General features: G+C 42.0%; 17 protein-coding genes and 1 pseudogene. All 18 read left to right on the plus strand.

From position 1 onward, the window contains the following. Positions 1-58: 58 nt before the first annotated feature. The 18 genes and pseudogenes from C3V44_RS07945 (at position 59) to C3V44_RS08035 (ending at position 24541) form a co-directional block, all read left to right on the plus strand. Complete coding sequence (locus C3V44_RS07945; RefSeq protein ID WP_106096107.1) at positions 59-832, plus strand: glycosyltransferase family 2 protein; 774 nt, start codon at positions 59-61, stop codon at positions 830-832. Then, complete coding sequence (locus C3V44_RS07950; RefSeq protein WP_254425421.1) at positions 822-1847, plus strand: hypothetical protein; 1026 nt, start codon at positions 822-824, stop codon at positions 1845-1847. The genes C3V44_RS07945 and C3V44_RS07950 overlap by 11 nt, the downstream gene beginning before the upstream one ends. An 8-nt stretch (positions 1848-1855) precedes the next feature. Next, positions 1856-3217: an O-antigen ligase gene (locus C3V44_RS07955; protein ID WP_106096108.1), complete on the plus strand. Its 1362-nt coding sequence runs from the start codon at positions 1856-1858 to the stop codon at positions 3215-3217. Positions 3218-3418: 201 nt separating this feature from the next. Further along, the gene (locus C3V44_RS07960; protein WP_106096109.1) at positions 3419-4345 is read left to right on the plus strand and encodes a PfkB family carbohydrate kinase; all 927 of its coding nucleotides are present in this window, start codon (positions 3419-3421) and stop codon (positions 4343-4345) included. 61 nt (positions 4346-4406) lie between these two features. Then, positions 4407-5693: a glutamate-1-semialdehyde 2,1-aminomutase gene (gene hemL, locus C3V44_RS07965; protein WP_106096110.1), complete on the plus strand. Its 1287-nt coding sequence runs from the start codon at positions 4407-4409 to the stop codon at positions 5691-5693. Between the two features lie 528 nt (positions 5694-6221). After that, a complete protein-coding gene (locus C3V44_RS07970) occupies positions 6222-6932 on the plus strand; it encodes a porin family protein (protein WP_106096111.1) in 711 nt (236 codons plus the stop codon). 1028 nt (positions 6933-7960) lie between these two features. Next, positions 7961-8380, plus strand: coding sequence for a SufE family protein (locus C3V44_RS07980; RefSeq protein WP_009418158.1), 420 nt, complete (start codon positions 7961-7963; stop codon positions 8378-8380). 112 nt (positions 8381-8492) lie between these two features. Then, positions 8493-8816 carry an iron-sulfur cluster assembly protein gene (locus C3V44_RS07985; RefSeq protein WP_002674499.1) on the plus strand — a complete coding sequence of 108 codons (324 nt, stop codon included), beginning with the start codon at positions 8493-8495 and terminating at the stop codon, positions 8814-8816. 20 nt (positions 8817-8836) lie between these two features. Then, complete coding sequence (locus tag C3V44_RS07990; RefSeq protein ID WP_106096112.1) at positions 8837-9739, plus strand: DUF3078 domain-containing protein; 903 nt, start codon at positions 8837-8839, stop codon at positions 9737-9739. 205 nt (positions 9740-9944) lie between these two features. Then, a complete protein-coding gene (locus C3V44_RS07995) occupies positions 9945-10505 on the plus strand; it encodes a Crp/Fnr family transcriptional regulator (protein ID WP_106096113.1) in 561 nt (186 codons plus the stop codon). Between the two features lie 75 nt (positions 10506-10580). Then, positions 10581-11255, plus strand: coding sequence for an L-2-amino-thiazoline-4-carboxylic acid hydrolase (locus C3V44_RS08000; protein WP_106096114.1), 675 nt, complete (start codon positions 10581-10583; stop codon positions 11253-11255). After that, positions 11252-11779, plus strand: coding sequence for a Crp/Fnr family transcriptional regulator (locus C3V44_RS08005; protein ID WP_016478352.1), 528 nt, complete (start codon positions 11252-11254; stop codon positions 11777-11779). The genes C3V44_RS08000 and C3V44_RS08005 overlap by 4 nt, the downstream gene beginning before the upstream one ends. 491 nt (positions 11780-12270) lie before the next feature. Next, positions 12271-15309, plus strand: a complete 3039-nt coding sequence (locus C3V44_RS08010) for a TonB-dependent receptor (protein ID WP_106096115.1) — start codon at positions 12271-12273, stop codon at positions 15307-15309. Between the two features lie 87 nt (positions 15310-15396). Beyond that, a complete protein-coding gene (locus tag C3V44_RS08015) occupies positions 15397-16881 on the plus strand; it encodes a RagB/SusD family nutrient uptake outer membrane protein (protein WP_106096116.1) in 1485 nt (494 codons plus the stop codon). A gap of 165 nt (positions 16882-17046) precedes the next feature. Continuing rightward, a complete protein-coding gene (locus C3V44_RS08020; RefSeq protein WP_106096117.1) occupies positions 17047-18486 on the plus strand; it encodes a SusF/SusE family outer membrane protein in 1440 nt (479 codons plus the stop codon). A gap of 162 nt (positions 18487-18648) precedes the next feature. Further along, positions 18649-20388: pseudogene (locus tag C3V44_RS08025) on the plus strand (glycoside hydrolase family 66 protein). A 67-nt stretch (positions 20389-20455) separates the two neighbouring features. Beyond that, complete coding sequence (locus C3V44_RS08030) at positions 20456-22642, plus strand: glycoside hydrolase family 97 protein (protein ID WP_106096118.1); 2187 nt, start codon at positions 20456-20458, stop codon at positions 22640-22642. 282 nt (positions 22643-22924) lie between these two features. Continuing rightward, a complete protein-coding gene (locus C3V44_RS08035; protein ID WP_106096119.1) occupies positions 22925-24541 on the plus strand; it encodes a DUF6377 domain-containing protein in 1617 nt (538 codons plus the stop codon). The last annotated feature ends 25 nt before the right edge of the window (positions 24542-24566 follow it).

The raw sequence follows: 24566 nt of genomic DNA on the forward strand, positions 1-24566 counted from the left end.
TTTTATTTGAAATGCAAAAATACAGAAAAAATACTATCTTTGCAAAAAAAATAATAAAATGTCACCTATATCCGAAAAAGTAAGCGGACTGATTATCACTTATAATGAGGAAAAAAACATAGCTGAAGCGCTGTCGTGTTTTGACTTCTGCGACGAAATCATAGTAGTGGATTCGTATAGTAAGGATGCTACTGTGCGCATTGCTGAGTCTTTTCCGAAAGTAAAGGTGATACAGCATAAGTTTGAAGATTTTGCGAAGCAGCGCAATTTGGCGTTAGCGGAGGCAACCAATGATTGGGTGCTTTTTTTGGATGGTGATGAGCGCATTACCACTGAACTTAAGGCTGAGATTATACAGACCTTGAGCTGCACGGACAAGAAAGACGCTTACTATTTTCGGAGGTTATTTTTCTTTGCGGGAAAACCTATATACTATTCGGGTACACAAGGAGATAAAAATTTCCGGTTATTCCGCAAGTCAAAATGCCATTACGTGTCTGAGCGAAAGGTACACGAGACGCTTGCCGTGGAAGGTAGTATAGGGGTGCTTAAAAACAAGCTGTTACATTACTCGGTAAGCAATTATGATTCGTACAGACAAAAAGCGGTGCTGTACGGCAAATTACGCGGAGAAGAAATGTACGCTAAGGGAAAACATTACAGTGCTTTAAAGATGTATACTAAAATGTGTTTTGCTTTTTTTAAGACGTATATACTCAAGTTAGGTGTCTTAGATGGTAAAGAAGGCTTTTTGCTCAGTAAGGTTTCAGCCTTATCAGTATATGAGAACTTTAAAGCATTAAAACGAGAAGAAGAAAAGAATGGAAAATAAAAAACGTATCATATTATGTGCTCCTAAAGCTTTCGGGATTGACAAGGAAATATATGACCATCTAACAAAATTAGGTTTTGATGTTATATACCTCTCTTTCAATTCTAACTTTGCTTATACACCTTTTAAAAGAATTATAAATTTTTTGTTAAAAACGTTTTTTAACAGACATGATTACAAGAAGAGCATTCCTTTTCAAAGAAACAAAGACTTTTGGGCGACTTTCAATCTTATAGAAAAGAAAGCAGATTATGCTCTTGTATTTCGATCAGATTTATATCCTAAAAGTATTTTAAAAGCTATTAAGAATAAAGCCAACAAGTTTATAGCCTATCAGTGGGATAATTTTCGTATCTTCCCAGAAGGTAAACGTTATATTCCTTTATTCGATACTTTTTATACTTTTGACCCTTATGATGTCGATTTACAAAAAGGAATATTTCCTGCTACTAATTTTTATTTTCAAGACGATACTCTTTCTAATGAGACCCTCACCCCAAGTGTTTACTTTTTAGGAAGTTTATATCCTAATAAAATGGATAGGGTTGCCTTAGTTTCTTCTATCCTTAAAATAACTCGGAAGCTTAACTATCAACAAAATATATATTTTTTTAATACTGACAAAATAAAAGGAGTAGATTCTTATCAATCACAAGGAATCAATTTTATTAAACACCCTATAAGTTATAATGAAAGTTTAGCTAATACCAAAAAAGCAACTCTTTTAATAGATATTTTAGGAGGAAAGAACAAAGGATTGTCTTTTCGTGTTTTTGAAGCATTAAATTATGGCAAAAAACTAATAACCAATAATGTAGAAATTAAAAAATACGATTTCTATAACTCTAATAATATTTATGTTATAGAAAATGGCAATACAGATAATCTCAAAGATTTCCTACTTCTTCCCTATGAAGATATCCCCCAAGAAATTAAGGGGAAGTACTGTTTTGATAATTGGATACATTACATTTTGAACCTTGAGCCTTATACCCCTATTATTCTTCCTAAATAAATATCGTTATGAAACACACCATATTATTCTCTCAATTATTTTGTTTATTTACTTCAGTAATTTTATTTTTTGCTCCTATTGCAATTAATCCTTATAATTCTACTGATATTCTATTGTTTTTCTATGTTGGGAGTGCAATAGTATTAGGACTTTCTTTTGTAGATCTCTATCAAAAAAGAGATTCTTTATTGAAAGGTATTAGTTTTTTTAACGCTTTTATATCTATTTTTGCTTCTCTGATCGTAGCTATATATTTTTATAATCATAAAACCCCTCTAGGTCTTAGTATTGTTTTACTTTTACTTTGCTTGTTTTATGGTATCTATAAGAGGACTTTTTACAAACCTCATATTATAATGATTATTATTTTTATTTTTAGTACAATAAAACTTTTAAGTGTTTTATGGTCTAATAATATTAAAGAAGGGTTTGACCATATTGACTATTATTGCTTATTTATTTTTTTACCTATAGTGAGCTGTTTTTATAAAGTAGAAAAAGCTGACCTAAAATTATTTATTTATACAATATTTTCTATTTTTTTAGGACTACTTATTTTAGAATTTATCTCCTATATTTTTTTGCTAAAAAGTTTAAATCAGTCTTTTTTTGCTTTTTTATCTTTTAACAAAGGTTACTTAGGCTATATAGGTGATCAAGAATATTTAGCAAAGTATTACAATATTATTCTTTGGACAAAAACAAGTCACCCAAGTAAGATGGCTTGGATTTGTATGGTTGTTGGTGTAGCAGGATACTGGCTTTGGCAAGAAGGAGAAAAAAAAATAATAACTACTTACCAACTATTATTATATTTTGCAACACTATTAATCTTTTCTTTTGCTGTACAAGCTCGTGTAACTATTTTAGGTATCTTTATACTGATGTCTTTATTCGTTTGGGTATCACTGATGAAACGGGTTAAAAAACCTAAACTGATTGCTTTTTTCACAGTAATAGTTTTTGTTATAGGAAGTTTGATTACTAAAGAAATTATTACTAAAACTACGTTTTTTAATGATGAAGGACGTGCTAAAATCAATGAAGCTGCCTTAGTACATTTTAAAGAACACCCCTTTATAGGTGGAGGTGCAGGTTATGAAACCCAGCTAATTCACAGTTTAAACATCAACCTCAATAGCCTTCACAACGAGTTCCTCACAGCTCTTTCTGACCAAGGTTTGTTAGGACTCTCCTTCCTATTACTTTTCCACGTTTTAGTAATATACTACGGACTCAAAAACAAGTATTTCTTAGGGATTTACGTACTCCTTGCCTTCGCCATCTTCAATGCGACCGAAGGCGTAATGGGCTTACCCATTTGCATTCCTTTTTTCCTCTTCTGCCTTATTCCTCCCAAACAAACTTAACCTCTCTTTGCTTCTTTTAAAAGTATTCCTCTATCAACCTCCTTTTATAGATTTTTATCCTATACTTCCCTTCTGTTCAGCTTTCTTATTCTCATAAAACTTTTTTCGCCTTTCCTTTCTCTCTATCCACTTTTTTCACTACCTTTGCCCCCGAAATCTATTACTCACAAATCCACTGTTTACTGGTTTTACCTATTTTAAATGAATAAACTACTCATTCTCGGAAGTATTGCTTTCGACCAAATAGAAACTCCTTTCGGAAAAAGCAACGCTATTATGGGGGGCTCAGCTAACTATATAGCCCTTGCTGCCGCTCAGTTCGAAGTCCCCTCAGCTGTCGTCTCTATCGTAGGCGACGACTATCCACAAGACTACTTAAACCTCCTCGCCCAGCGCCATATCGACATATCGGGCATTGAGATAGTGCACGGAGGAAAAACGCTCTTTTGGAGTGGCAAGTATCGTAACGATATGAACCAACGCGACACCCTCGACACCCAACTGAACGTGCTTACCAATTTTAAGCCCGTAGTACCCGAAGCCTTCCGCAATGCCGAAGTGCTCTTACTCGGCAACCTCCACCCTACTCTGCAAATGGATGTACTAGACCAGATGCTATCGCGCCCCAAATTAGTGGTGATGGACACAATGAACTACTGGATGAACCACACTTGGGACTTGCTAATGGAGGTAGTCACCCGCGTAGATATGATTACAATCAACGATGAAGAAGCACGCCAACTTACCAAAGAGTATTCGCTCGTGAAAGCCGCCCAGCGCATTATGGCAATGGGTGTGAAGTTTGTGGTGATTAAAAAAGGCGAACACGGGGCGCTATTATTCCACGACGACAAAGTGTTCTTTGCGCCAGCACTCCCCTTAGCCGAAGTATTCGACCCCACAGGTGCCGGTGATGCTTTTGCTGGCGGACTCGTAGGCTATCTCACCAAAACCCGCGACTATTCGTTCAGCAATCTAAAAAATGCTATTGTTCACGGCTCGAACATCGCCTCGTTTTGCATCGAGAAATTTGGAGCTGAGCGCCTGCTTACCCTTACCCAAGACGAGCGTCTCACCCGTTTACAACAATTCCGTGACCTTACTCAATTTGACATTCAACTTAAGTAAGAGATAAGAAGTAAAAGTGTTATCTATTGCCTCTTATCTCTTACCTCTTACCTAAATAGATATGCTTTACAAAAGAAGTAGCGAACTATTCGCAGCCGCACAACAAGTACTCCCTGGCGGAGTCAATTCTCCCGTACGCGCTTTCAATGCCGTAGGGGGACACCCTATTTTCATCAAAGAAGCCCAAGGCGCTTACCTCACCGATGAAGACAACCGCAAGTACATTGATTATATCGCCTCTTGGGGACCACTCATCTTAGGACACGCCTACCCTCCGGTAATTGAGGCAGTAACCGAGCGCGCCAAGAAAGGTACTTCTTTCGGTATTCCTACTGAAGTCGAAGTCCAAATCGCCGAATTAGCGGTCTCAATGGTGCCTCATATCGATAAGATTCGCTTTGTGAATAGCGGAACTGAGGCTTGTATGAGCGCCGTTCGCTTGGCTCGTGGCTATACCGGTCGTGAGAAGATTATCAAGTTTGCCGGTTGTTACCACGGACATTCCGATGCTTTCCTCATCGAGGCTGGTAGTGGTGGCGCAACTTTTGGTAGTCCCAATAGTCCTGGCGTGACTCAAGGCACGGCTAAAGATACGCTTTTAGCAAACTACAACGATTTAGCCTCCGTAAAAACCCTCTTTGAAGCTAATCCACAGCAAATCGCTTGCGTAATTATCGAACCCGTAGCCGGAAATATGGGCTGTGTGCCTCCTGCCGAAGGTTTCTTGGAAGGATTGAGACAACTCTGTACCGAAAACGGGGCGCTTTTGATATTCGATGAAGTGATGACCGGCTTCCGTTTGGCAAAAGGCGGAGCGCAAGAGGTCTTTGGTATCAAAGCCGATATCGTTACCTTCGGAAAAGTGATTGGTGACGGACTCCCAGTAGGGGCTTTTGCCGGTAGCAAAGAGGTGATGAGCTATTTAGCTCCCGAAGGTCCCGTCTATCAAGCGGGGACTCTTAGCGGAAATCCTTTGGCGATGAGTGCTGGATTGGCAATGCTCACAGCGCTGAATGAACAACCTGAGGTATTCGACAGTTTAGCGAAAAAGACAGCTTACTTGCACGAAGGCTTCGACAACGTACTGAAACGCGCAGGGTTCCCTTACCAAATCAATAGCTTTGGTTCGATGTTTACCCTCTTCTTTGCCGAAGAACCCGTAACCGATTTCGCCAGCTCGGCTAAGAGCGATACAGCACGCTTCCGCAAGTATTTTCACGGAATGCTACGCGAAGGTATTTACTTACCTCCAAGTGCTTTTGAAAGTTATTTCCTCAACGACGCCCTTACTTACGAAGATTTAGATAAGACCATCGGAGCTCTCAACAGAGTAATTATGGAATTGTAACACTCATCGTTAGCGTCATACTACACTTTGTCAAAGTCTCTAACCGCACGTACTGCTACGATACTTTTTGGCAAAGTGTTTTTTTATTATAGCTTATGAAAATTGCTTTGCGAATTTTCGTTTTACACTTTGAAAAGAAATATTCTCTTGTTACATATCCAGCTGTGAGTCCTCGTTGGCTACCTTCAAAGGGGAAATGTAGTGACGGTGTGAGGTTGTAGCACGACAAGCGAGGAAATTAGGAAATGAGAGAATGAGAAAATGAGAGAATTAGAAAATGGATAAGTGGGGAAAATAGTTCTTTGAGCTGTAGGATTAGTGAGACAGGTAGGACAAGAGTATTGAACAAGTGGAACTTGTGGGACGAGTTTGAGGGTTTAATTTTAGGCAGAAGCTTTGGTAACGGTTGTGGTAAATAGACTGATAATCAGGGGTAGTATTATATTTAACATAAACTTTAACATTATTTTAACATATGGGGGGGGTAAATTCGTACTTTTGCTCTAAATTAATTTATAAAAGAAAAAAATGTACAGAATTATTACCACTATTGCAGTGGCGTTTGCTACTATTACAGCGGTTAACGCCCAAGAGTTTAAAGTAGGTGCTAAAGCAGGATTACTTTTCCCTACGGTTTCTAATATTAAAACTACTTTTACCAATTCTGAAGGGATAACAGCCATTGAATATAAAACAGGCTTTAAGACTGGCTTTCATTTTGGAGGTTTTATAGAATACGGCTTTAACGACCATTTATTTGTAGAAGGAGGTATAGACTATTCCTTTCAAGGAGCTAAAGTGAAATCACTTGAAGCTACTACCATAGATAACAATGGTAAGATTGACATTCAAAAGGAAGATATTCAAAAGGGGAAATGGAATACGCAACAGCTTAACATTCCTCTTTGGGTGAAGTATGATATTGCTGGTTTCCGCCCTAAAGTAGGGGTGAACTTAGGTTACTTAACTAAAATAGAGGTAAAAGGAGAAGGAGATAACCAAAAAGAAGAGACTCAATCACTTCCTCCTAAGAAAAGGTTTGACTTTGGTTTAGGTTTGGGTGCTGAATACAACTTGCCTTTTGGCTTATTCTTCGACGCTACTTTCAATTTAGGACTTACTAACTTATCTAACGAAAGTAAAACAGAATTAGACAATCAAGGAAGAGTTTCTTCCTTCCGTCCTTCTGCAGAATTTAAAAACCGCGTAATCCAAATAGGCGTAGGGTATAAGTTTTAAAAGAATATTATTACTTAAAAGAAAAGACTGCTGTAAAAAGCAGTCTTTTTTGTTAAAGTAGCTATCAAGAGTTGAACAATTTGATTGTAAATATAATTCTTTACTCGGTTATAAATTTCCGACTCACTTATGAGCCCCCGAACCCCCGAAGGGGGACAAGCCACAAATAGGGTTACTTGTTTGAAAAGAAACATTCTCTTGTCACATACTCCGCTATCGTGGGGCACATACTCAGCTGTCGCTGGCTACCTTCAAAGGGGGAGTGTAGTGACGGTGTGAGGTTGTAGCACGACGGGCGGGGAAATTAGTAAATTAGCAAATTAGGAAATGAGAGAATTAGAAAATGGGGTAAATACCAATAATGCCAGAAATACTGATAATTAACTTTGACAAAGGTGCGAGCCACACAGGCAGTCGTAGCACGACGGGCAGTAATGGAGTTCTCGGACGATTCAGACTTGTCGGACAGAAGTAAGACGAGATTAAAGGCTTTATTGGGAAGAGTTAAGGAGATAGAAAGATATCGGAGAGATTCGGAAGAGTGGAGGGAGAGTTTTTGACGAAAAAAGAGTGTAAGGAGGGTGGGGTTAGCTTATAGAGAGCTTATAGGAAGCTTATACGAATCTTGGACGATTGGTATAGAAGGGGTGTGTAAATAGTTGATTCATAACATAATACAACAAGGCTAAAAATGGTAAAAACAGGGTTTCGAGGCGAAAGAAAGAGGAAGAGGTGATAGGCCTTAGGACATAGGCACTAGGGGGGAGTATGACGGAAAGGAGAAGGGATAATTAGGAAATTAGCAAATTAGAAAATTAGTAAATGGGGAAGTGTGAGGGCTTAGGCCATAGGCAATAGGGGATAACCTCTCCCTATTCACTTACTCCGCTCTTGCGGACTTCCTCAATGAGGGGGAATGTAGCGACGTGACAAGAGGCTGTATGGAGCGTTAAAAGAGCGTTAAAATATTTGCTATTAGTTGTCAGTTATTATTTGTTTTATATCTTTGCGCCCTAAAAGTAACATAAATGACTATTCAACAGATTCAGAATGAGCTTATTGAAGACTTTTCACTGTTTGATGATTGGACGCAACGTTACGAATATCTGATAGAATTAGGCAAGTCGTTACCTCTTATTGACGAAAAGTATAAGACGGAGGAGTACCTCATTAAAGGCTGTCAGAGTCAGGTGTGGTTACACGCCGAAGAGCAAGATGGTAAGCTTATCTTTACTGCCGATAGCGATGCGATTATCACCAAAGGGATTGTTGCTTTATTAGTGAAAGTGTTCTCTCACCAAACGGCTGAGGATATCCTAAAAGCGGATATGAGTTTTATTGATAAAATAGGACTGAAAGACCATCTATCACCTACTCGTGCGAATGGGTTGGTGAGTATGATAGGGCAAATGAGGGGATATGCTGCTAAGGTGTTAGGGAATAGATAAGAAGGAATACACCTGACGGTGTAGAAATTAAACAAGTCTATTCAAATCAAACAGATATATCTTTATTAGATTTCTGAGGCGTTAGACTTATCTCTTTAAAAAGAAAAATTAAATGACTGAAGAAAGAAAGATAGAGCAATTGGGCGAGAAAATCGTTGAGGTGCTCAAAACGATATACGACCCTGAAATACCCGTAGATATTTACGAATTGGGGCTTGTTTATGATGTGTTTGTGAACGAAGACTTCGATGTAAAAATATTAATGACTCTCACTTCGCCTAACTGCCCCGTGGCAGAGTCTCTCCCAATGGAGGTGAAGGAAAAGGTACAAAGTATTGACGAAGTGCACGAAACGATTGTAGAACTCACTTTTGACCCGCCGTGGAATCAGGATATGATGAGTGAGGTGGCGAAACTTGAATTAGGATTTTTGTAAAAATTATAAATAAATCACTTATGAAAAGACTTTTATTTTCAACTTTACTATTGTCTTCAGTAGCTGTATTTGCTCAGGAAGACCAAACGAATGACGGTGTAGCACAAGACCCTACGGCAGCTCCAACAGAGGAAGCTCCTGCTCCTCGATGGACAAAGGGAGGTAACGCTTCACTGATGTTCTCGCAAGCCGCCTTCAACCACGATTGGACAGGAGGGGGAACTAACAACGTAGCAGCAAGCCTTGCGGTGAGCTATGCTTTTAACTACAAGAAAGACAAATGGGCGTGGGATAACAACGTATTTGTTGATTACGGGATTACTAAACTTGAAGGTGATGACTATTCAAGAAAAACCACTGACCGTTTTGAGGTGAACTCAGTACTCGGTTACCAATTGAACAACCCACAGTGGTACTATTCATTCTTCTTGAACTTCAAAACACAAATGACCGATGGTTACAAATATGAGAGCACTGGTCGTACGCTCATAAACCAAATGCTTTCACCTGGATACTTACAATTTGGTCCTGGTATGTTGTGGAAGAAGAGCGATAACCTAAAAGTAAACTTGGCTCCTGCAACTTCTAAAATCACAACAGCTAAAAGCCGTTGGACAGAAACAGGTCCTTTCTACGGTGTTGAACAAGGAAAGAACATTCGTTATGAACTCGGTTTCTACTTGAACGGTTATGCTAAGTTTACTGTAATGGACAATGTATCTTTCGAGAATATCCTCAGCTTATACAGCAACTATCTCAACAAACCACAAAACGTAGACTTGGATTATACTGCAAACATTGTGATGACTATCAACAAGTACTTATCAGCTAACTTTACTTTCCAAGCTATCTACGACGACGACGCTGCTAAAGCTTTCCAAATTCGTGAAGTATTGGGCTTAGGAGTGAACTACAAGTTTTAGTGTGAGGTGCGAGTCGCACACACAGTTGTAGCGCGTTAGCAATTAATAAAAAATAGAGAAGGGACTACCTTAATGGTAGTCCTTTTTTGTTTTGTTATAGGGAGGTTGTGGATTATTCGGAGGGAGCATTTGTAAGAGCTAAGATTGGTATTTAAAAAAATAGTAGTACCTTTGCCTCACACACTATTGCTGAATAGGAGAAGAATTGGAGAAACTAATTGCATACATACAAAAAACCGTTCCTGAGCTAAAAATACAAGAACAGATGCTTAGAGAGGCTTTCCAAAAAGAGAGCGTTGCTAAAGAAGCCTTGCTGTTAGACTTTGGACAAGTGTGTAAGCATTATTACTTTGTAAACAAAGGGGCTCTTAGGATATTCTTTTACGATGAAGGAGAGGAATACACGAGCTGGATAGCTTTTGAAGATTACTTTTTTACAGAGCAAAATAGTTATATAAATTGTTTACCTTCTCGTTATGCAATAATAGCAATTGAAGAGGCTGAAGTGCTGAAAATACACAAACAACAAATGCATTCACTTCTACAAAATAGCTATGAGTGGCAACAGTTCTTCATACAAAATGAGCAACAAACAATATTACGGCTGATGGAAACTATTGAACTCTTCCAAAGACAATCGGCTAAAGAGCGATATGAAGCCTTATTTAGCTTTCCTGCCTTTATACAAAAAGTGAAACAAAAAGACCTTGCTACAATGCTCGGAATGACTAAATACTCTATCAGTAGGCTAAAATCTTACAAGTAAAGAGAGGAAGTTGTCAAATAGCAACTTTTTTGTGTATTGCTATGCGTAATTTTGCATTTATAAAACAAATGTAAAATGAACCAAGAAGAACAATACAGTTTTAGTCCGCTGGATAGCTATCAGTGGATAAAGAAAGAGGCTTTTGCTTATATAAAAGCCCAACAATGGATAGATGAAACATTGTTTGAAGACTTTTTAAACGCTTTTGAAGATTATTTTAAGCACTCATTACAAAAAGTATCTCATCTTATCAAGAATGAGTTGGACGAAGGGAATGTGCAATTTGCGGTTTTGGTAGTAGCTTTGTATGAAGCTTTTGTGAAGATAGGCAAGGACGGAAAAGAGGCTTTCAAATGTGTGTGTCTTGCTATCAATGAGCCGATAGCTCCTTTTATGGAGCAAAACACAGAGGCTTTCTTAACAGCTTCGGAGTACCCTTTTAAGGCGATAGTGGAGATATCGAAAGCACGAGAAGCGTTTTATTTTGGCAAGAGTTTTGGCTTTGAACGCCTTATAGACGATGATTATGGCTATGTATTGCAAATTAAAAAGTGTTTGTTTCACGAAGTACTAAAAGCCCTTGAACATACTTTTTTGCAGAGAATTATATGCCAAGTAGACTGCGGTTGGATAAAAGGCATTAAAACAGAACTACACAACTTACATTTTGCACGACCCACTACTTTTGCTACGGGCAATACCTGCCAAATGTGGTTTATAAAAGAAGAAAAAATAGAAGACATACAATGACCCTAAACCTCGATTTCCTCAGTCAGTATTTTACTGAAGTACATTTCGATAAAGATGCCCTCATCACCCGTGCAGGCGAGGTAGAGCACTCGCTCTATTACCTCAGCGAAGGCATCGTGCGCTTTTTCTACTACAATCCCACAACCGACAAGGAAACGACGGTGGATATCCTCTTTGCTGAGCAGTTTTTTATGTCGTATGCCTCGTTTGTAAAGCGTGAACCTTCCCTCTTCTCTATTCAAGCACTGAAAGAGGTTACTGCCTATAAAATAGGGCGGGAACACCTTGAACACCTCATAGAGCAGCAAGAGTACCTACAAATAAAAGCTGATATTTTGGAGCATCTGCTGATTGAGAAGATGCAACGCGAGGCGCAGTTTTTATTGCAATCACCCGAAGAGATTTACTGCAATCTATTGGAGAAAGACCCTAAACTTATCCAAAATATTCCGCTGAAATATATTGCTTCTTATATTGGCATTACCCCCCAAGCGCTGAGCAGGATTAGGAAAAGAATATTTTAATGGTTAATTATCGTTATTTTATTTTAGTAAAGTATAGCGTTACTAAGCTATTTTGGCTTTGTGTGCTGTAGGTGAACTTGGTTTTATTATCTGAAAAGACAAACGGCAAGTCTACTTAGTTTTGAGGATTGGTAACGTTATAATATTTGCCACCCTCTTTTGCCTAGTAAAATGAATAAAATTGTGGCAAGGAGCGCCGAAAAAATAAGTTTTTTCATAGAATTGTTATTTTAATGTACCACACACACATAACAAATTATCCTTTGTCAAATGTTCTTTGTCAATTACTTTTACATTCTTTCTATATTTTTCGTTACCACTTTCTTTTTATTTTGTTGTTTATCAAACAGCTACATTTTTACTTATCTATATTTTCACTATCCAATGTTTTTAGTATATCTTTAACGTTTTATCTTTGCGGCAGAATCAGGTATTAGGGGATAGGTGTCAGGTGTCAGGCACAAACTCTTACCTCTTAACTTTTAACTAAGATGAAAGGAAAACAAAGAACTTTATTAAACAGTATTGGCAAGCTGGCCTTGCTACTACTTTTTAGCTTGCTTTCTACCGCCCTTTCTGCCCAAAACAAAAAGATTAGCGGAAAGGTAATCGATGAAAAACACCAGCCCGTGCTGGGGGCATCGGTGGTGGTGAAAGGCACTACTAAGGGTACTACTACCGATTTCGATGGGAATTTCACAATAGAAGTACCTGCTAAAGCCACGCTATCAGTTTCGTTTATAGGGTATCACACCCAAAATGTAGCGGTAGGCAACCAAAACCAACTCACTATCGTGCTCAAAGAAGAACAAGAGCAGCTAGACGAAGTGGTGGTGGTAGGTTATGGTACCGTCCGCAAGAAAGACCTTACGGGGGCTGTCTCTTCAGTGTCTAACAAAGCCCTCAAGGAGAAACCTATTGCTAACGCTGGGGAAGCACTCCAAGGGCGTGCTGCTGGGGTGCAAGTAACCTCGGCGGGAAAACCTGGTGACAACGTGTCGTTTCGCATTCGCGGTATCAGCACAATTAACAACAGCGAACCGCTACTCGTTATTGATGGGGTACCTACCGACCTCGGTATCAACGCGCTCAACGTAGATGATATAGAAAATATCGATGTGCTGAAAGATGCTTCGGCAACAGCGATTTACGGTTCTCGTGGTGCCAATGGGGTGGTGCTCATCACTACCAAAAAAGGAAAAAATGGCGACGGCAAACTATCGTTCAGCACCAATGTAGCCCTTCAACAAGCTACCAACTTACCCGTGATGCTCAACGCGCGCGAGTTTGCTTCTTTTCACAACGAAATGATTGCCAACTACAACCGCACCCCTGGGGTGAGTCCGCTTACACAACGCCCTGATTTTGCCAATCCTGAGGACTGGGGGGAAGGCACCAACTGGCTCAAAGCGCTTTTCCGTCCTGCTTTTATGCGCAACTATTCGCTTTCATACTCAGGCGGTAACGACAAGAGCAATTACTACGTATCAGGAGGTGTGTTCGACCAAGATGGGATTATCCTCAACACTTCTTACCGCCGTTATACAGTGCAGTTCAATGGCGAGTCGCGCGTAAAACCGTGGATTAAGTTTGGCAACAACCTCACCCTCAGCCACGACGAAAAGAAATCTGGCGACTACAACATCCGTATGGCGATGGCTTCTTTGCCTACACAACCTATTTACAATGAAGACGGTAGCTACTCAGGTCCTGATTCGCCTGCTCACCAGTACAGCGATATCCGCAACGTGATAGGTACTGCCCTTATCAACGGACAAAACACTACCAAAGGCTATAACATTTTGGGGAATATTTTTGCCGAAATTACTCCTGTGAAACATTTGGTATTCAAAACCACTGGAGGGCTCGATTTTAAATATTGGGACAACCGCAGTTTCTCCCCTAAATACAACTGGAAACCAATACCTAATCCGCTCTCTAACCTCTACCAAGACGCTAATAAGAGTACTACCCTCCTTTGGGATAACACGCTTACTTATACCAATACTTTTGCCCAAAAACACTTCCTCAATGTGATGGTGGGCACCAGTGCGCAAAACAACGTGTATAGCAAAATCAATGCGAGTGTGAGCAACTTCTTGAGCGACCAGCAAAACCAACTCAGCAAAGGCTTGGAAAATCCTACGGTAGGCGGTACGATGAACGATTGGGCTATCCTCTCCTTCATCGGGCGACTCAACTATACTTATGCCGATAAGTACTTGCTCACTGCTACGGTGCGTCGCGATGGTTCTTCGCGTTTCTCCAAAGAAAACCGCTGGGGTACTTTCCCTTCTTTCTCTTTGGCGTGGCGTGCATCAAACGAGTCTTTCTTCCCTAAAAACGACTATGTAAACGATGTGAAATTGCGCGTGGGTTACGGTATGACCGGTAACCAAGGCGGTATTGATAACTATGCTTATTTCACCAAATTGCGCACAGGGCAATATGTGTTCAACAACAATTTGGTTTCTACCCTCTATCCTCACGTAATGCCTAACCCTAATGTGAAATGGGAAACCGTAGAGCAATTCAACGGGGGTATTGACCTTGCGCTACTCAAAAACCGCTTGAGCCTCACTTTCGATGCCTATATCAAAAACACCAGCGATATGTTGGTGCCTATGGCGGTATCAGTAAGCTCTGGTTATTCGGATATCAACGTGCCGAGTATCAACGCTGGTAAAGTAGAAAACAAAGGGGTAGAGCTTACGGTGTCATCAGTGAATGTGAATAAAAAGGACTTCCAATGGAATACTGATGTAAACGTATCGTTCAACCGCAACAAAATCGTGAAGATGAACGATGGGGTGCCTTTGTTCACTGGTTTTGAGGCGTTCCTCACCAAATTGCAAATCCTCTCCGAGGGTCACCCTGTGAACGCTTTCTATGGCTATGTAATGAACGGACTTTTCCAAAACCAAAGCGAGGTGGACAACTATGCTACCCAAGTGGAAAACGGTACCGCCCCTGGTGATGTGAAGTTTCGCGACCTCAACAACGACGGGGTCATCAATGCCGAAGACCGTACTTATATCGGCAATCCATTCCCTGAATGGACGTTCTCTATGAACAACAATTTCAACTACAAAAACATCGATTTACAAATATTTTTACAAGGCGTAGCAGGCAACGACATCTACAATGCCAATCGTATATGGCAGGAGGGAATGTCGGTGCCACAAAACCAAATTGCCAAAGTAAAAGACCGTTGGACTGGCGAGGGCACTAGCAATAGCATTCCGCGTGCTATCTATGGCGACCCCAACCAAAATGCGCGTCACTCTACCCGCTTTGTAGAAGATGGTTCCTATTTGCGCATCAAAAACGTAACTTTGGGATATACACTTCCTAAAGAGGTTACTCAAAAATTCCATACCGATATGTTGCGCATATATCTGTCTTGCCAAAATCTCTATACTTTCACCAAATACAGCGGTATGGATCCCGAAGTAGGCACTGGTGGCGTTGATGGCGGTACTTATCCTGTAACCCGCACAGTTAGTTTCGGATTAAACGTGCAGTTTTAGGTGTCAGGTATCAGGTGACAGGCATCAGGTAATAGATAACAAAAGAATCACTACAAATTGTTAATTGTTAATTAAGAATTGTTAATTATGAAAAAGATATTATACATCACCCTATTAGCATTTCCGCTCTTCACGGCTTGTTCTAAGTTTTTGGACAAGACCCCTTATGAAGATTCAAGTGCTGAAAACATAAGCGATGCGGCATCGGCAATTGCCCTTACCAATTCGGCTTATAAACCCTTGCAACGCTCTAACCTCTACAATATGCGCCTCTGGACGCTTGATATCGTAGCAGGCAACAGCATCGTAGGCGCTGGAGGTGGTAACGACGGACTCGAAACTATCACTCTTTCCAACTTCAACGCAACTGCCGATAACCCTTTGGCGCTCGAAATATGGCGCGGTTGTAATCCTGGTATTCTCTATTGCAATACGGCTCTAAAAGCTTTGCCTTCTGCTAATATCCCCGAGGATATCAAAAACCGCTGTATCGGTGAAGCCAAATTCCTCCGCGCACACTACTATTTCCTTTTGGTGCAACTCTTTGGCGATGTGCCTCTTCAGCTTGACCCTAAAGAGAGTTTGACTAACAAAACGCCTTTCCGCCAAAGTAAAATGAAGATATACAACGAGGTGATTATCCCCGACCTCAGAGAGGCTTTCAACCTATTGCCTACACGCGAGCAATATAGCAATGCCGATAAAGGTCGCGCTACCAAAGGGGCTGCTGCGGGTATGCTCGCCAAAGTATACCTCACCTTGGGCAGATATAGCGAAGCTCTTGAAATGTGTAACGCTGTCGAAAACCTTGGCTATACCCTCAATCCTGATTATTCCGATTGTTTTGGCGCTGCCGAACGCAACAAAAACACTGCCGAGTCTATCTTTGAAATTCAGTACTACGGACTTACCAAAGACGATTTCTGGGGCGAAGAAAACCAAGCCTCTTGGCTCAGTACTTTTACGGGTCCTCGCAACAGTGGTTGGGTAGGTGGTGCTTATGGGTGGAATCAGCCTACACAAGAGTTTGTAGACCAATACGAGGCTGGCGACCTCCGTAAGGATAAGACTATTCTCTATGAGGGTTGTCCTAATTTTGAAGGGAATGTATACCGCGCTTCAATGTCTAACACGGGTTACAACGTGCGCAAGTTTTTAGTGCCACTAAGTCAGTCTCCCGATTTCAATACCAACCCTGCCAACTTTGTAGCGCTCCGCTTTGCCGATGTACTCCTAATGAAAGCGGAAGCCCTCAACGAATTGGGTCGCACCACCGAAGCCGAAGTGCCTTTGTACAAAGTGCGCACCCGTGCGGGTCTTACCCGTCGCGCTGATATAGAGAACCTCACCCAGGCGCAAATGCGTGAGAAAATACGCCACGAACGCCGTATAGAACTCGCTTTTGAAGGGCATCGCTGGTTTGATATGATTCGCTGGGACAACGGTCAGTATGCACTCAATTTCTTGCACTCCATAGGCAAAACCAACGCCCGCGAGAAACACCTGCTCTTGCCCGTCCCTCAAAAAGACCGCGACGCCAACCCTAACCTTACCCAAAACCCAGGTTGGTAAGTGCGAGCCGCACGGGCAGTATAGTCCCCGTCCCCCAAAATGGAGACAATCTGAAAAAGTGAGTATTAACGAATAAAAACAATTTCACCCTTGTCGCTTTTGCGGCTTCCCTCCCCCTCGCCTTCGGAGAGGGGGAGAACGGAGGGGGTGAGGACATAAACTAATATGAAACCATACCATTTATACATCGCCTTCCTCATACTGCTCCTTACGGGATGTAAAAAAGAGGACTATATGGAGCTCTTCAAAGAGGGAAAACCCTTTGAATTGAAAGCTCCTAAAGAAAATGTAGCCTTAGACGCTGCCAACCCCGAACAAGAAGCTATCAAGTTCACTTGGACGGCAGCTTCTAATTACGGCACCAATGCCGCTATCACCTATACTTTCCAAATGGATGTGCAAGGCAACAACTTTGCGGGAGGTATCAGCGAGAATGTAGGTCGTGAAGCCTATGAGAGAGTGTATAAAAACGAGGAACTCAACAACCTCTTGCTCAACACTTTCAAGGTTGCGGTAGACACTGAAGTTACGATGGAAGTACGCATCATTGCCCAAGTAGCCTCTGGCGAGGGAATAAAACAACATACCAATGTGAAGACGGTGGTTTTCAAAACACACACCCCTATCAGCAATACGCTCTATATCATCGGTAGTGCTGCCCCTCACGGTTGGAGTGCCGATCAAGCCGAAGAGATGAAACCTGTTGAGGGTACTCCTAAAGCGTTTGCGTGGTCAGGACGTTTGTCTGCTGGCGAGATCAAGTTCATCACTACCAAAGGTCAGTTTATACCATCGTATGGCAAAGGCAGCAATAATAGCGAATTGCACTTCCGCAAAACCGATGCCGATACGAGTGATGAGAAATTTACAATTGCCGAAAGTGGTGTCTATACCGTGAAAGTGAACCTCATCAACCTCACCATAAGCATCACCAAAGGCGAAGCTCCTGAATATACCGAGTTGTGGTTCGTAGGTGAACCTACCGGTTGGAGTTTCAAGAAAATGACTGTAGACCCTACAGACCCATTTGTGTTCCACTACAACGCCGATTTAGGCAACGGAGGTGAGTTCAAAATAGGCACTAAAGAAGGTGATTGGTCAGCAGTATTTTTCCGTCCGAAAGAAAATAATACTGCTGAGGGTAGCGACCTCCCTGTGAAGAAATGGGCAGGCGACCCCGATAACAAATGGAAAATTGCAGCAGGTACTTACAAGATTACGCTCAACACTCGTACAATGAAGATTGACATTGTGCCTTTCACTCCTTATACAGGAATGTATATGATTGGTAGTGCTACCGATGCGGGTTGGGATATCAACAATCCTATCGCAATGACTGTCGATAGTGGCAATCCTAATGTCTTTACGTGGGAAGGCGACTTGAAAGCGGGCGAACTCAAATTCTCTTGCGACAAGAAAAGCGATTGGGGTGGCGACTGGTTCTTGGCTGCTAAAGCTGATAAAGCACCCGCCGGTGTAGAAGAACCTATGATTTTCAGCGCCCACGGCTCTAACCCCGATAACAAGTGGAAAATCACTGAAGCAGGCACCTACAAAATCACCCTCAACCAACTCATCCAAAAGGTGATAATCAAAAAGCAATAGTCCCCTCCCCAGCCCTCCCCCAAGGGGAGGGAGTTTAAGAGAGTTCAAGAACAAAACATCTTTATACGTGTTAAACAACCCTCCTTTCCGTTCGCATCTGCGGATTGCCCCTCTCTCCTTGGGAGAGAGGGAACGGGAGAGAGGAATAATTATCAATTGAAAATGAAAATCTTATATACTCTATTCTTCGCCACTACGCTCAGCCTCTTCTCTTGCGAGAAGAACGATACGCCCAGCAACAACCCTATTACATTCGGCGAAACTTATTTGAAAATAGATATTAGCACCGATAAGGCGGTCTACACCCCTGGTAGCACGGTGCGCTTCTCCTTGGCGAGTATGCCCTCTGGTACTTACAAAGTGCGCTACTCTCACTTAGGCGAAATCATTAAAGAAGAACCTCTTACCAGCGCCTCTTGGCAATGGGTAACCCCTGCCGATGACTATCGAGGTTATTTGGTGGAAATATACCAAGAAGCTGGCGGTAAACAAAATACTTACGGCAGTATCGCTGTGGATGTATCTTCCGATTGGACAAAATTCCCTCGCTACGGCTTCTTGTCCTCTTACGGCAAAAACGAGCCTATCGAGAAGAATATCGACTTTATGAATCGCTGTCATATCAATGGCATTCAGTTCTACGACTGGATGTACGACCACCACAAACCACTGGCTGGCACCCCTCAAAACCCTGCTAATGAGTGGCCTGACCTCTTCAAACGCCCCACTTTTCTTTCTACCGTACGTGGCTATATCAGTGCTGCTCATAGCAAGGGTATGAAAGCGATGTTCTACAATTTGGCTTTTGGGGCGCTTAAAAATGCGGAAGCCGATGGAGTTGCCAAAGAGTGGTTTCTCTACAAAGACAATCAGCATAAAGAGAAAGATGCACACCTATTAGGCGACTTTGCCCGCAGTAGTATCTACCTCACCAACCCTGGTAATGCGCACTGGCAAAACTACTTAGCAGGGCGCAACAGCGATGTCTATGCCGTTTTTGGTTTCGATGGCTATCATATCGACCAACTCGGAGGGCGTGGCACGGTGTATGATTACAATGGCAATAGTGTAGACCTCTTGCCTCAATACGCTTCGTTTATCAATGCGATGAAGAGCGCACACCCTGATAAACGCCTTGTGATGAACGCGGTAGGGCAATACGGTCAAACTGAAATTGCAGGTACCAATAAAGTGGATTTTCTTTATACCGAAGTATGGGACGAAAAAACCTACGACCAGTTAGCTCACATTATCCTCGACAACTACAATCGTAGCAACAACCAACTCAAAACCGTGTTGGCTGCCTATATGGATTACGAAAAATCTAAGAATGCAGGTTTTGTAAACGAACCTGGCGTATTGCTCGCCAATGCAGTGATTTTTGCTTTTGGAGGGGCTCATTTAGAGATAGGCGAACACTACCTCGCTAATGAGTATTTCCCTAACAAAAACCTTCAAATGAAAGCCGACCTCAAAAAAGCGCTCATCACCTACTACGATTTCTTGGTAGCTTACCAAAACCTCTTGCGCGATGGCGGTAGCTATACCTCAACGCAGGTAACTGCCGAAAATGCTACAATAGTGGCTTGGCCTGCTGCAAAGGATAAAGTGGCGGCTCTCACCAAAACCGTGAACGGCAAGGATATAGTGCATCTTATCAATTTCAACGGGGTAACCTCTATGGACTGGCGTGATACCAACGGTACTCAAAAGAAACCTACTACAGTAACCGATCTTAAAACTACCGTTGCTGTAACCGCACAACCCAAAAAAGTGTGATTCGCCAGCCCCGACCTCTTTGGCGGTGCTCCTCGTGCCGTAGAATTTACCTATAACAACAACCAAATTACCTTCACCCTCCCCTCCCTCAGCTATTGGGATATGGTGGTGATAGAGTATTAATGAAAAAATTAGCAGATTAGCAAATGAGAAAATTTGCTAATTTGCTAATTAATAAATTTGCTAATTTATGAGATTTCTTACTTTCATAACAATAACTATCCTCTCCTGTGCTACAGCAGTAGCGCAGGAGTTATTTTCGCCTAACAAAGCACTGAAACTCTCTTTTTCGCTCAACGCGGAAGGCACTCCTACCTATTCGCTTTTTTACAAGGGAAAAGAAGTGGTTAAACCGAGTAGATTAGGTATTGAACTATTTAGCTCCAATGAAGTGAAATTTGGCGCTGAAATCACCAAAAAAGAGGGAGCAAACACCTCTCTCTACCATAACTTTGAAGTGGTGAATACTCAAAATACAACCGTTGATGAAACTTGGCAACCCGTATGGGGCGAAAGCCAAAACATTCGCAACCACTACAACGAACTATTGGTGAGCCTCAAACAGAAGGATACCCACCGAGAAATGAACCTGCGTTTTAGACTGTTTGACGACGGCTTAGGCTTCCGCTATGAGTTCCCCGAACAAAAGCAAATGCCTTACTTTGTGATTAAAGAAGAACGCTCCGAGTTTGCAATGACGGGTGATCACCGAGCGTGGTGGATACCCGGCGATTACGATACCCAAGAGTACGACTATCAGCAGTCACGCCTCTCCGAAATACGCGCTATCAACCAAAAAGGACGTCAGGCGAATTTAGCACAAACAGGCTTTTCAGATACGGGCGTACAAACCGCTTTAATGCTCAAAACTGACGATGGTTTGTACATCAACCTGCACGAGGCTGCTTTGGTGAACTACGGAGCGATGCATCTCAATCTCAACGATAAGACCTTCGTGTTCCAATCGTGGATTACCCCCGATGCCAACGGTGCCAAAGGTTATATGCAAACCCCTGCCCAAACACCTTGGCGCACGGTAATTGTTAGCAACGATGCCCGCGATATTTTAGCTTCGGATATCACCCTCAACCTCAACGAACCTTGCGCTTTGGCTGATACTTCGTGGATTCACCCGATGAAGTACGTAGGAGTATGGTGGGAAATGATTACCGGTATGAAAGAATGGTCGTATACTTACGATGTACCCAGTGTGCATATCGGTAAAACCGATTACACTACCCTCAAACCCCACGGCAAGCACGGGGCTACTACCGAAAATGTGAAGAAATACATCGACTTTGCCGCCGAAAATGGTTTTGATGGCGTACTCGTAGAAGGCTGGAACATTGGGTGGGAAGATTGGTTTGGACATTCCAAAGATTTGGTATTCGACTTCCAAACACCTTACCCCGATTTTGATATCGAAGGCATTCACCAATACGCCAAAAGCAAAGGAATTAAGATGATTATGCACCACGAAACCTCCTCGTTTATCCGCAACTACGAGCGTTTTATGGATAAAGCCTATCAGCTGATGAACAAATACGAATACCCCGCCGTGAAAAGCGGTTATGTAGGGAATATCATTCCGCGAGGTGAAAACCATTACAGTCAGTGGGTGAACAATCACTACCTTTATGCTATTAAAAAAGCCACCGACTACCGCATTATGGTGAATGCTCACGAGGCTGTGCGCCCTACGGGTTTGTGTCGTACCTATCCTAATCTTATAGGCAACGAGTCAGCACGTGGAGGTGAATACCAAGCCTTTGGCGGTAGCAAGCCTAATCACGTGTGCGTGTTGCCCTTCACTCGACTTATTGGTGGACCAATGGACTATACCCCTGGGGTGTTTGAGATGGACATCAGCAAGAACAACCCCAACAACCATTCACACTGCAATGCCACTTTGGCAAACCAATTGGCTTTGTACGTAACGATGAGCAGTCCGCTGCAAATGGCTTCCGACCTTCCTGAGAACTACCGTCGTTTTCCCGATGCTTTTCAGTTTATCAAAGAAGTTGCCCTCGATTGGAGCGAAAGCCACTATTTAGAAGCCGAACCAGGGGCTTATATCACTGTGGCGCGCAAAGCCAAAGGCACTCGCAATTGGTTTGTAGGCAATACAGCTGGTAAGGATTTTACCTCCAAGATTCATTTCAGTTTCTTAGAACCCAAAACTACTTATGTAGCCACTATCTACGCCGATGCCAAAGATGCTAACTATCAAACCAATCCCCAAGCCTATACCATTCAAAAAGTATTGGTAACCAACAAGAGCAAACTCACCCTACACTCAGTAGCAGGCGGGGGTTATGCCATTAGCTTGTACCCCCTCACCGATAAGACACAAGCCAAAGGATTAAAAAAACGATAGCAATTACAGTAATAATAGTGAAATAGAAATCTGTCCGAAAAGTTTTGTTTTGTGAAGGCGATTTGCAAATCGCCCCTACAATGTAACTAAAAGCAATTGATTATCATAATCAACTTTGCCAAAGGTGTGAGCCACACAGGCAAAAACTTTGACAAATGTATAGCGATGCAAATGTGATTTTGAGACTTTTCGGACAATCTATTTATTTTTTGTAACCACCAAAACAAATTTGCTATTTTGCTAATTTTTCTTACTTTTGCCTCTGAAAATTAATGTTTGAAAATGAAGTACAAAAGCCTTATCATAACCCTCCTACTACTCCCCTACTGTGCTTTGGCGCAAATGGGGCAAAATCAAAAGCTCATTCACAACCTCACTGCACTTATCAAACAGAAAGATAAATACACCCAGCAGAAAGAACGCAAAATAAAGGAAGCTATCGACTTGTTACGAGTGCCCAATGCCTCTGCTGAGCAACGCTATGCTATCAACCAACGCCTCTTCGACGAGTTTAAAACTTATATCTCCGACTCGGCGGTGTACTACGTGAAAGAGAATATCCGCATCGCTGAAGAACTCCAAAAACCCGACCTCCAAAACGATTCCCGCCTTTCCCTCGCCTCTCTCTACATCATTTCGGGCAACTACTTAGATGCTGCCGACCTGCTCAGGGCTATTGATAAAGAACAACTGCAAAAACCTCAGCTCATTCAATACTACAACTGCTATCTCAACCTCTACAACAACTACGCTTTCAACAACCCCGATGCCAAAACCTATATCGCCAAAAGCAATGCTTACCGCGACCTCCTCCTCAATTTAGTCGATAAGAATTCCACTCACTATATCCTTCTCTATGCCGGTGTGCTTAGCGATGCCGGCAGGTATGACGAAGCCGAAAAACTCCTTCTCGACCGCTTTGCCCTAATGCACACCGATGAACACGAAAAAGCCGTATTAGGCTATGTGCTCGGCACGCTCTACAAAAAGAAAAAGAATGTCCCTAAACAAATAGAATACTTTGCTATTTCGGCGAGTTGCGACATTAAAGATGCTATTAAAGAAAACGCCTCGATGCTCGAACTTGCTTCAGCGCTTTTTCAATTAGGCGAAGTAGAGAATGCTTACACTTGCATCAAATCGGCGATGGAAGACGCTACTTTTTGCAACGCTCAACTGCGTTCCGACGAGGTGATGAAGATTTTCCCTATCATCGAAAAAGCCTATCAGGAACGCATTCACAGTCAGAATGCCAAATTGCGCAACGCCTTGTTATTAGTAGGATTGTTTGCCGTTTTCCTCATTATTGCCGTAGTATTGGTTACCCGCCAAATGAAGCGCATCGCCAAAATACGCAAGGAACTCTACCACAAAAACCAAGATTTAGAGCAACTCAACGAACACCTGCGCGAGGTAGTAACCCAACTCAACGAAAGCAACGAAGTAAAAGAAGCCTATATAGGCGAGTTTTTCAACTTGTGTTCAGTGTATATCAGCAAATTAGAGAAATACCAAAAAATGCTTACCAAAAAGGCAAAAGACCGCAATTGGGAGGAACTCAACAAAGTGCTCCGCTCTACCGAGATGATAGAGCAAGAGCTGAAAGAGTTCTACAAGCTGTTCGACGATATTTTCTTACATCTATTCCCACACTTTATCGCTGAGTTCAACGCTCTATTAGCCGAAGACGAGCGTTTTGCCCCCAAACCTCACGAAATGACCCCCGAGTTGCGTATCTTTGCCCTTATCCGCTTAGGCATCACCGATAGCTCTAAAATAGCCACTTTCTTACATTATTCTACTAATACCATCTACAACTACCGCACCCGTGTGCGCAATAAAGCTATCGTACCGAGAGAAACTTTTGAAGAAATGGTAATGAAAATAGGCAAGAAATAACACAAAAAATAAGCTACTTTATTGC

It is taken from the genome of Capnocytophaga sp. oral taxon 864 (genome assembly GCF_002998835.1).
Taxonomy (GTDB): Bacteria; Bacteroidota; Bacteroidia; order Flavobacteriales; family Flavobacteriaceae; genus Capnocytophaga; species Capnocytophaga ochracea.

What these genes read in the sequence shown, in the direction of transcription:
- C3V44_RS07945 (WP_106096107.1), top strand. Translation starts at nt 59, where the DNA reads ATGTCACCTATATCCGAAAAAGTAAGCGGACTGATTATCACTTATAAT.
- C3V44_RS07950 (WP_254425421.1), top strand. Translation starts at nt 822, where the DNA reads ATGGAAAATAAAAAACGTATCATATTATGTGCTCCTAAAGCTTTCGGG.
- C3V44_RS07955 (WP_106096108.1), top strand. Translation starts at nt 1,856, where the DNA reads ATGAAACACACCATATTATTCTCTCAATTATTTTGTTTATTTACTTCA.
- C3V44_RS07960 (WP_106096109.1), top strand. Translation starts at nt 3,419, where the DNA reads ATGAATAAACTACTCATTCTCGGAAGTATTGCTTTCGACCAAATAGAA.
- hemL (WP_106096110.1), top strand. Translation starts at nt 4,407, where the DNA reads ATGCTTTACAAAAGAAGTAGCGAACTATTCGCAGCCGCACAACAAGTA.
- C3V44_RS07970 (WP_106096111.1), top strand. Translation starts at nt 6,222, where the DNA reads ATGTACAGAATTATTACCACTATTGCAGTGGCGTTTGCTACTATTACA.
- C3V44_RS07980 (WP_009418158.1), top strand. Translation starts at nt 7,961, where the DNA reads ATGACTATTCAACAGATTCAGAATGAGCTTATTGAAGACTTTTCACTG.
- C3V44_RS07985 (WP_002674499.1), top strand. Translation starts at nt 8,493, where the DNA reads ATGACTGAAGAAAGAAAGATAGAGCAATTGGGCGAGAAAATCGTTGAG.
- C3V44_RS07990 (WP_106096112.1), top strand. Translation starts at nt 8,837, where the DNA reads ATGAAAAGACTTTTATTTTCAACTTTACTATTGTCTTCAGTAGCTGTA.
- C3V44_RS08000 (WP_106096114.1), top strand. Translation starts at nt 10,581, where the DNA reads ATGAACCAAGAAGAACAATACAGTTTTAGTCCGCTGGATAGCTATCAG.
- C3V44_RS08005 (WP_016478352.1), top strand. Translation starts at nt 11,252, where the DNA reads ATGACCCTAAACCTCGATTTCCTCAGTCAGTATTTTACTGAAGTACAT.
- C3V44_RS08010 (WP_106096115.1), top strand. Translation starts at nt 12,271, where the DNA reads ATGAAAGGAAAACAAAGAACTTTATTAAACAGTATTGGCAAGCTGGCC.
- C3V44_RS08015 (WP_106096116.1), top strand. Translation starts at nt 15,397, where the DNA reads ATGAAAAAGATATTATACATCACCCTATTAGCATTTCCGCTCTTCACG.
- C3V44_RS08020 (WP_106096117.1), top strand. Translation starts at nt 17,047, where the DNA reads ATGAAACCATACCATTTATACATCGCCTTCCTCATACTGCTCCTTACG.
- C3V44_RS08030 (WP_106096118.1), top strand. Translation starts at nt 20,456, where the DNA reads ATGAGATTTCTTACTTTCATAACAATAACTATCCTCTCCTGTGCTACA.
- C3V44_RS08035 (WP_106096119.1), top strand. Translation starts at nt 22,925, where the DNA reads ATGAAGTACAAAAGCCTTATCATAACCCTCCTACTACTCCCCTACTGT.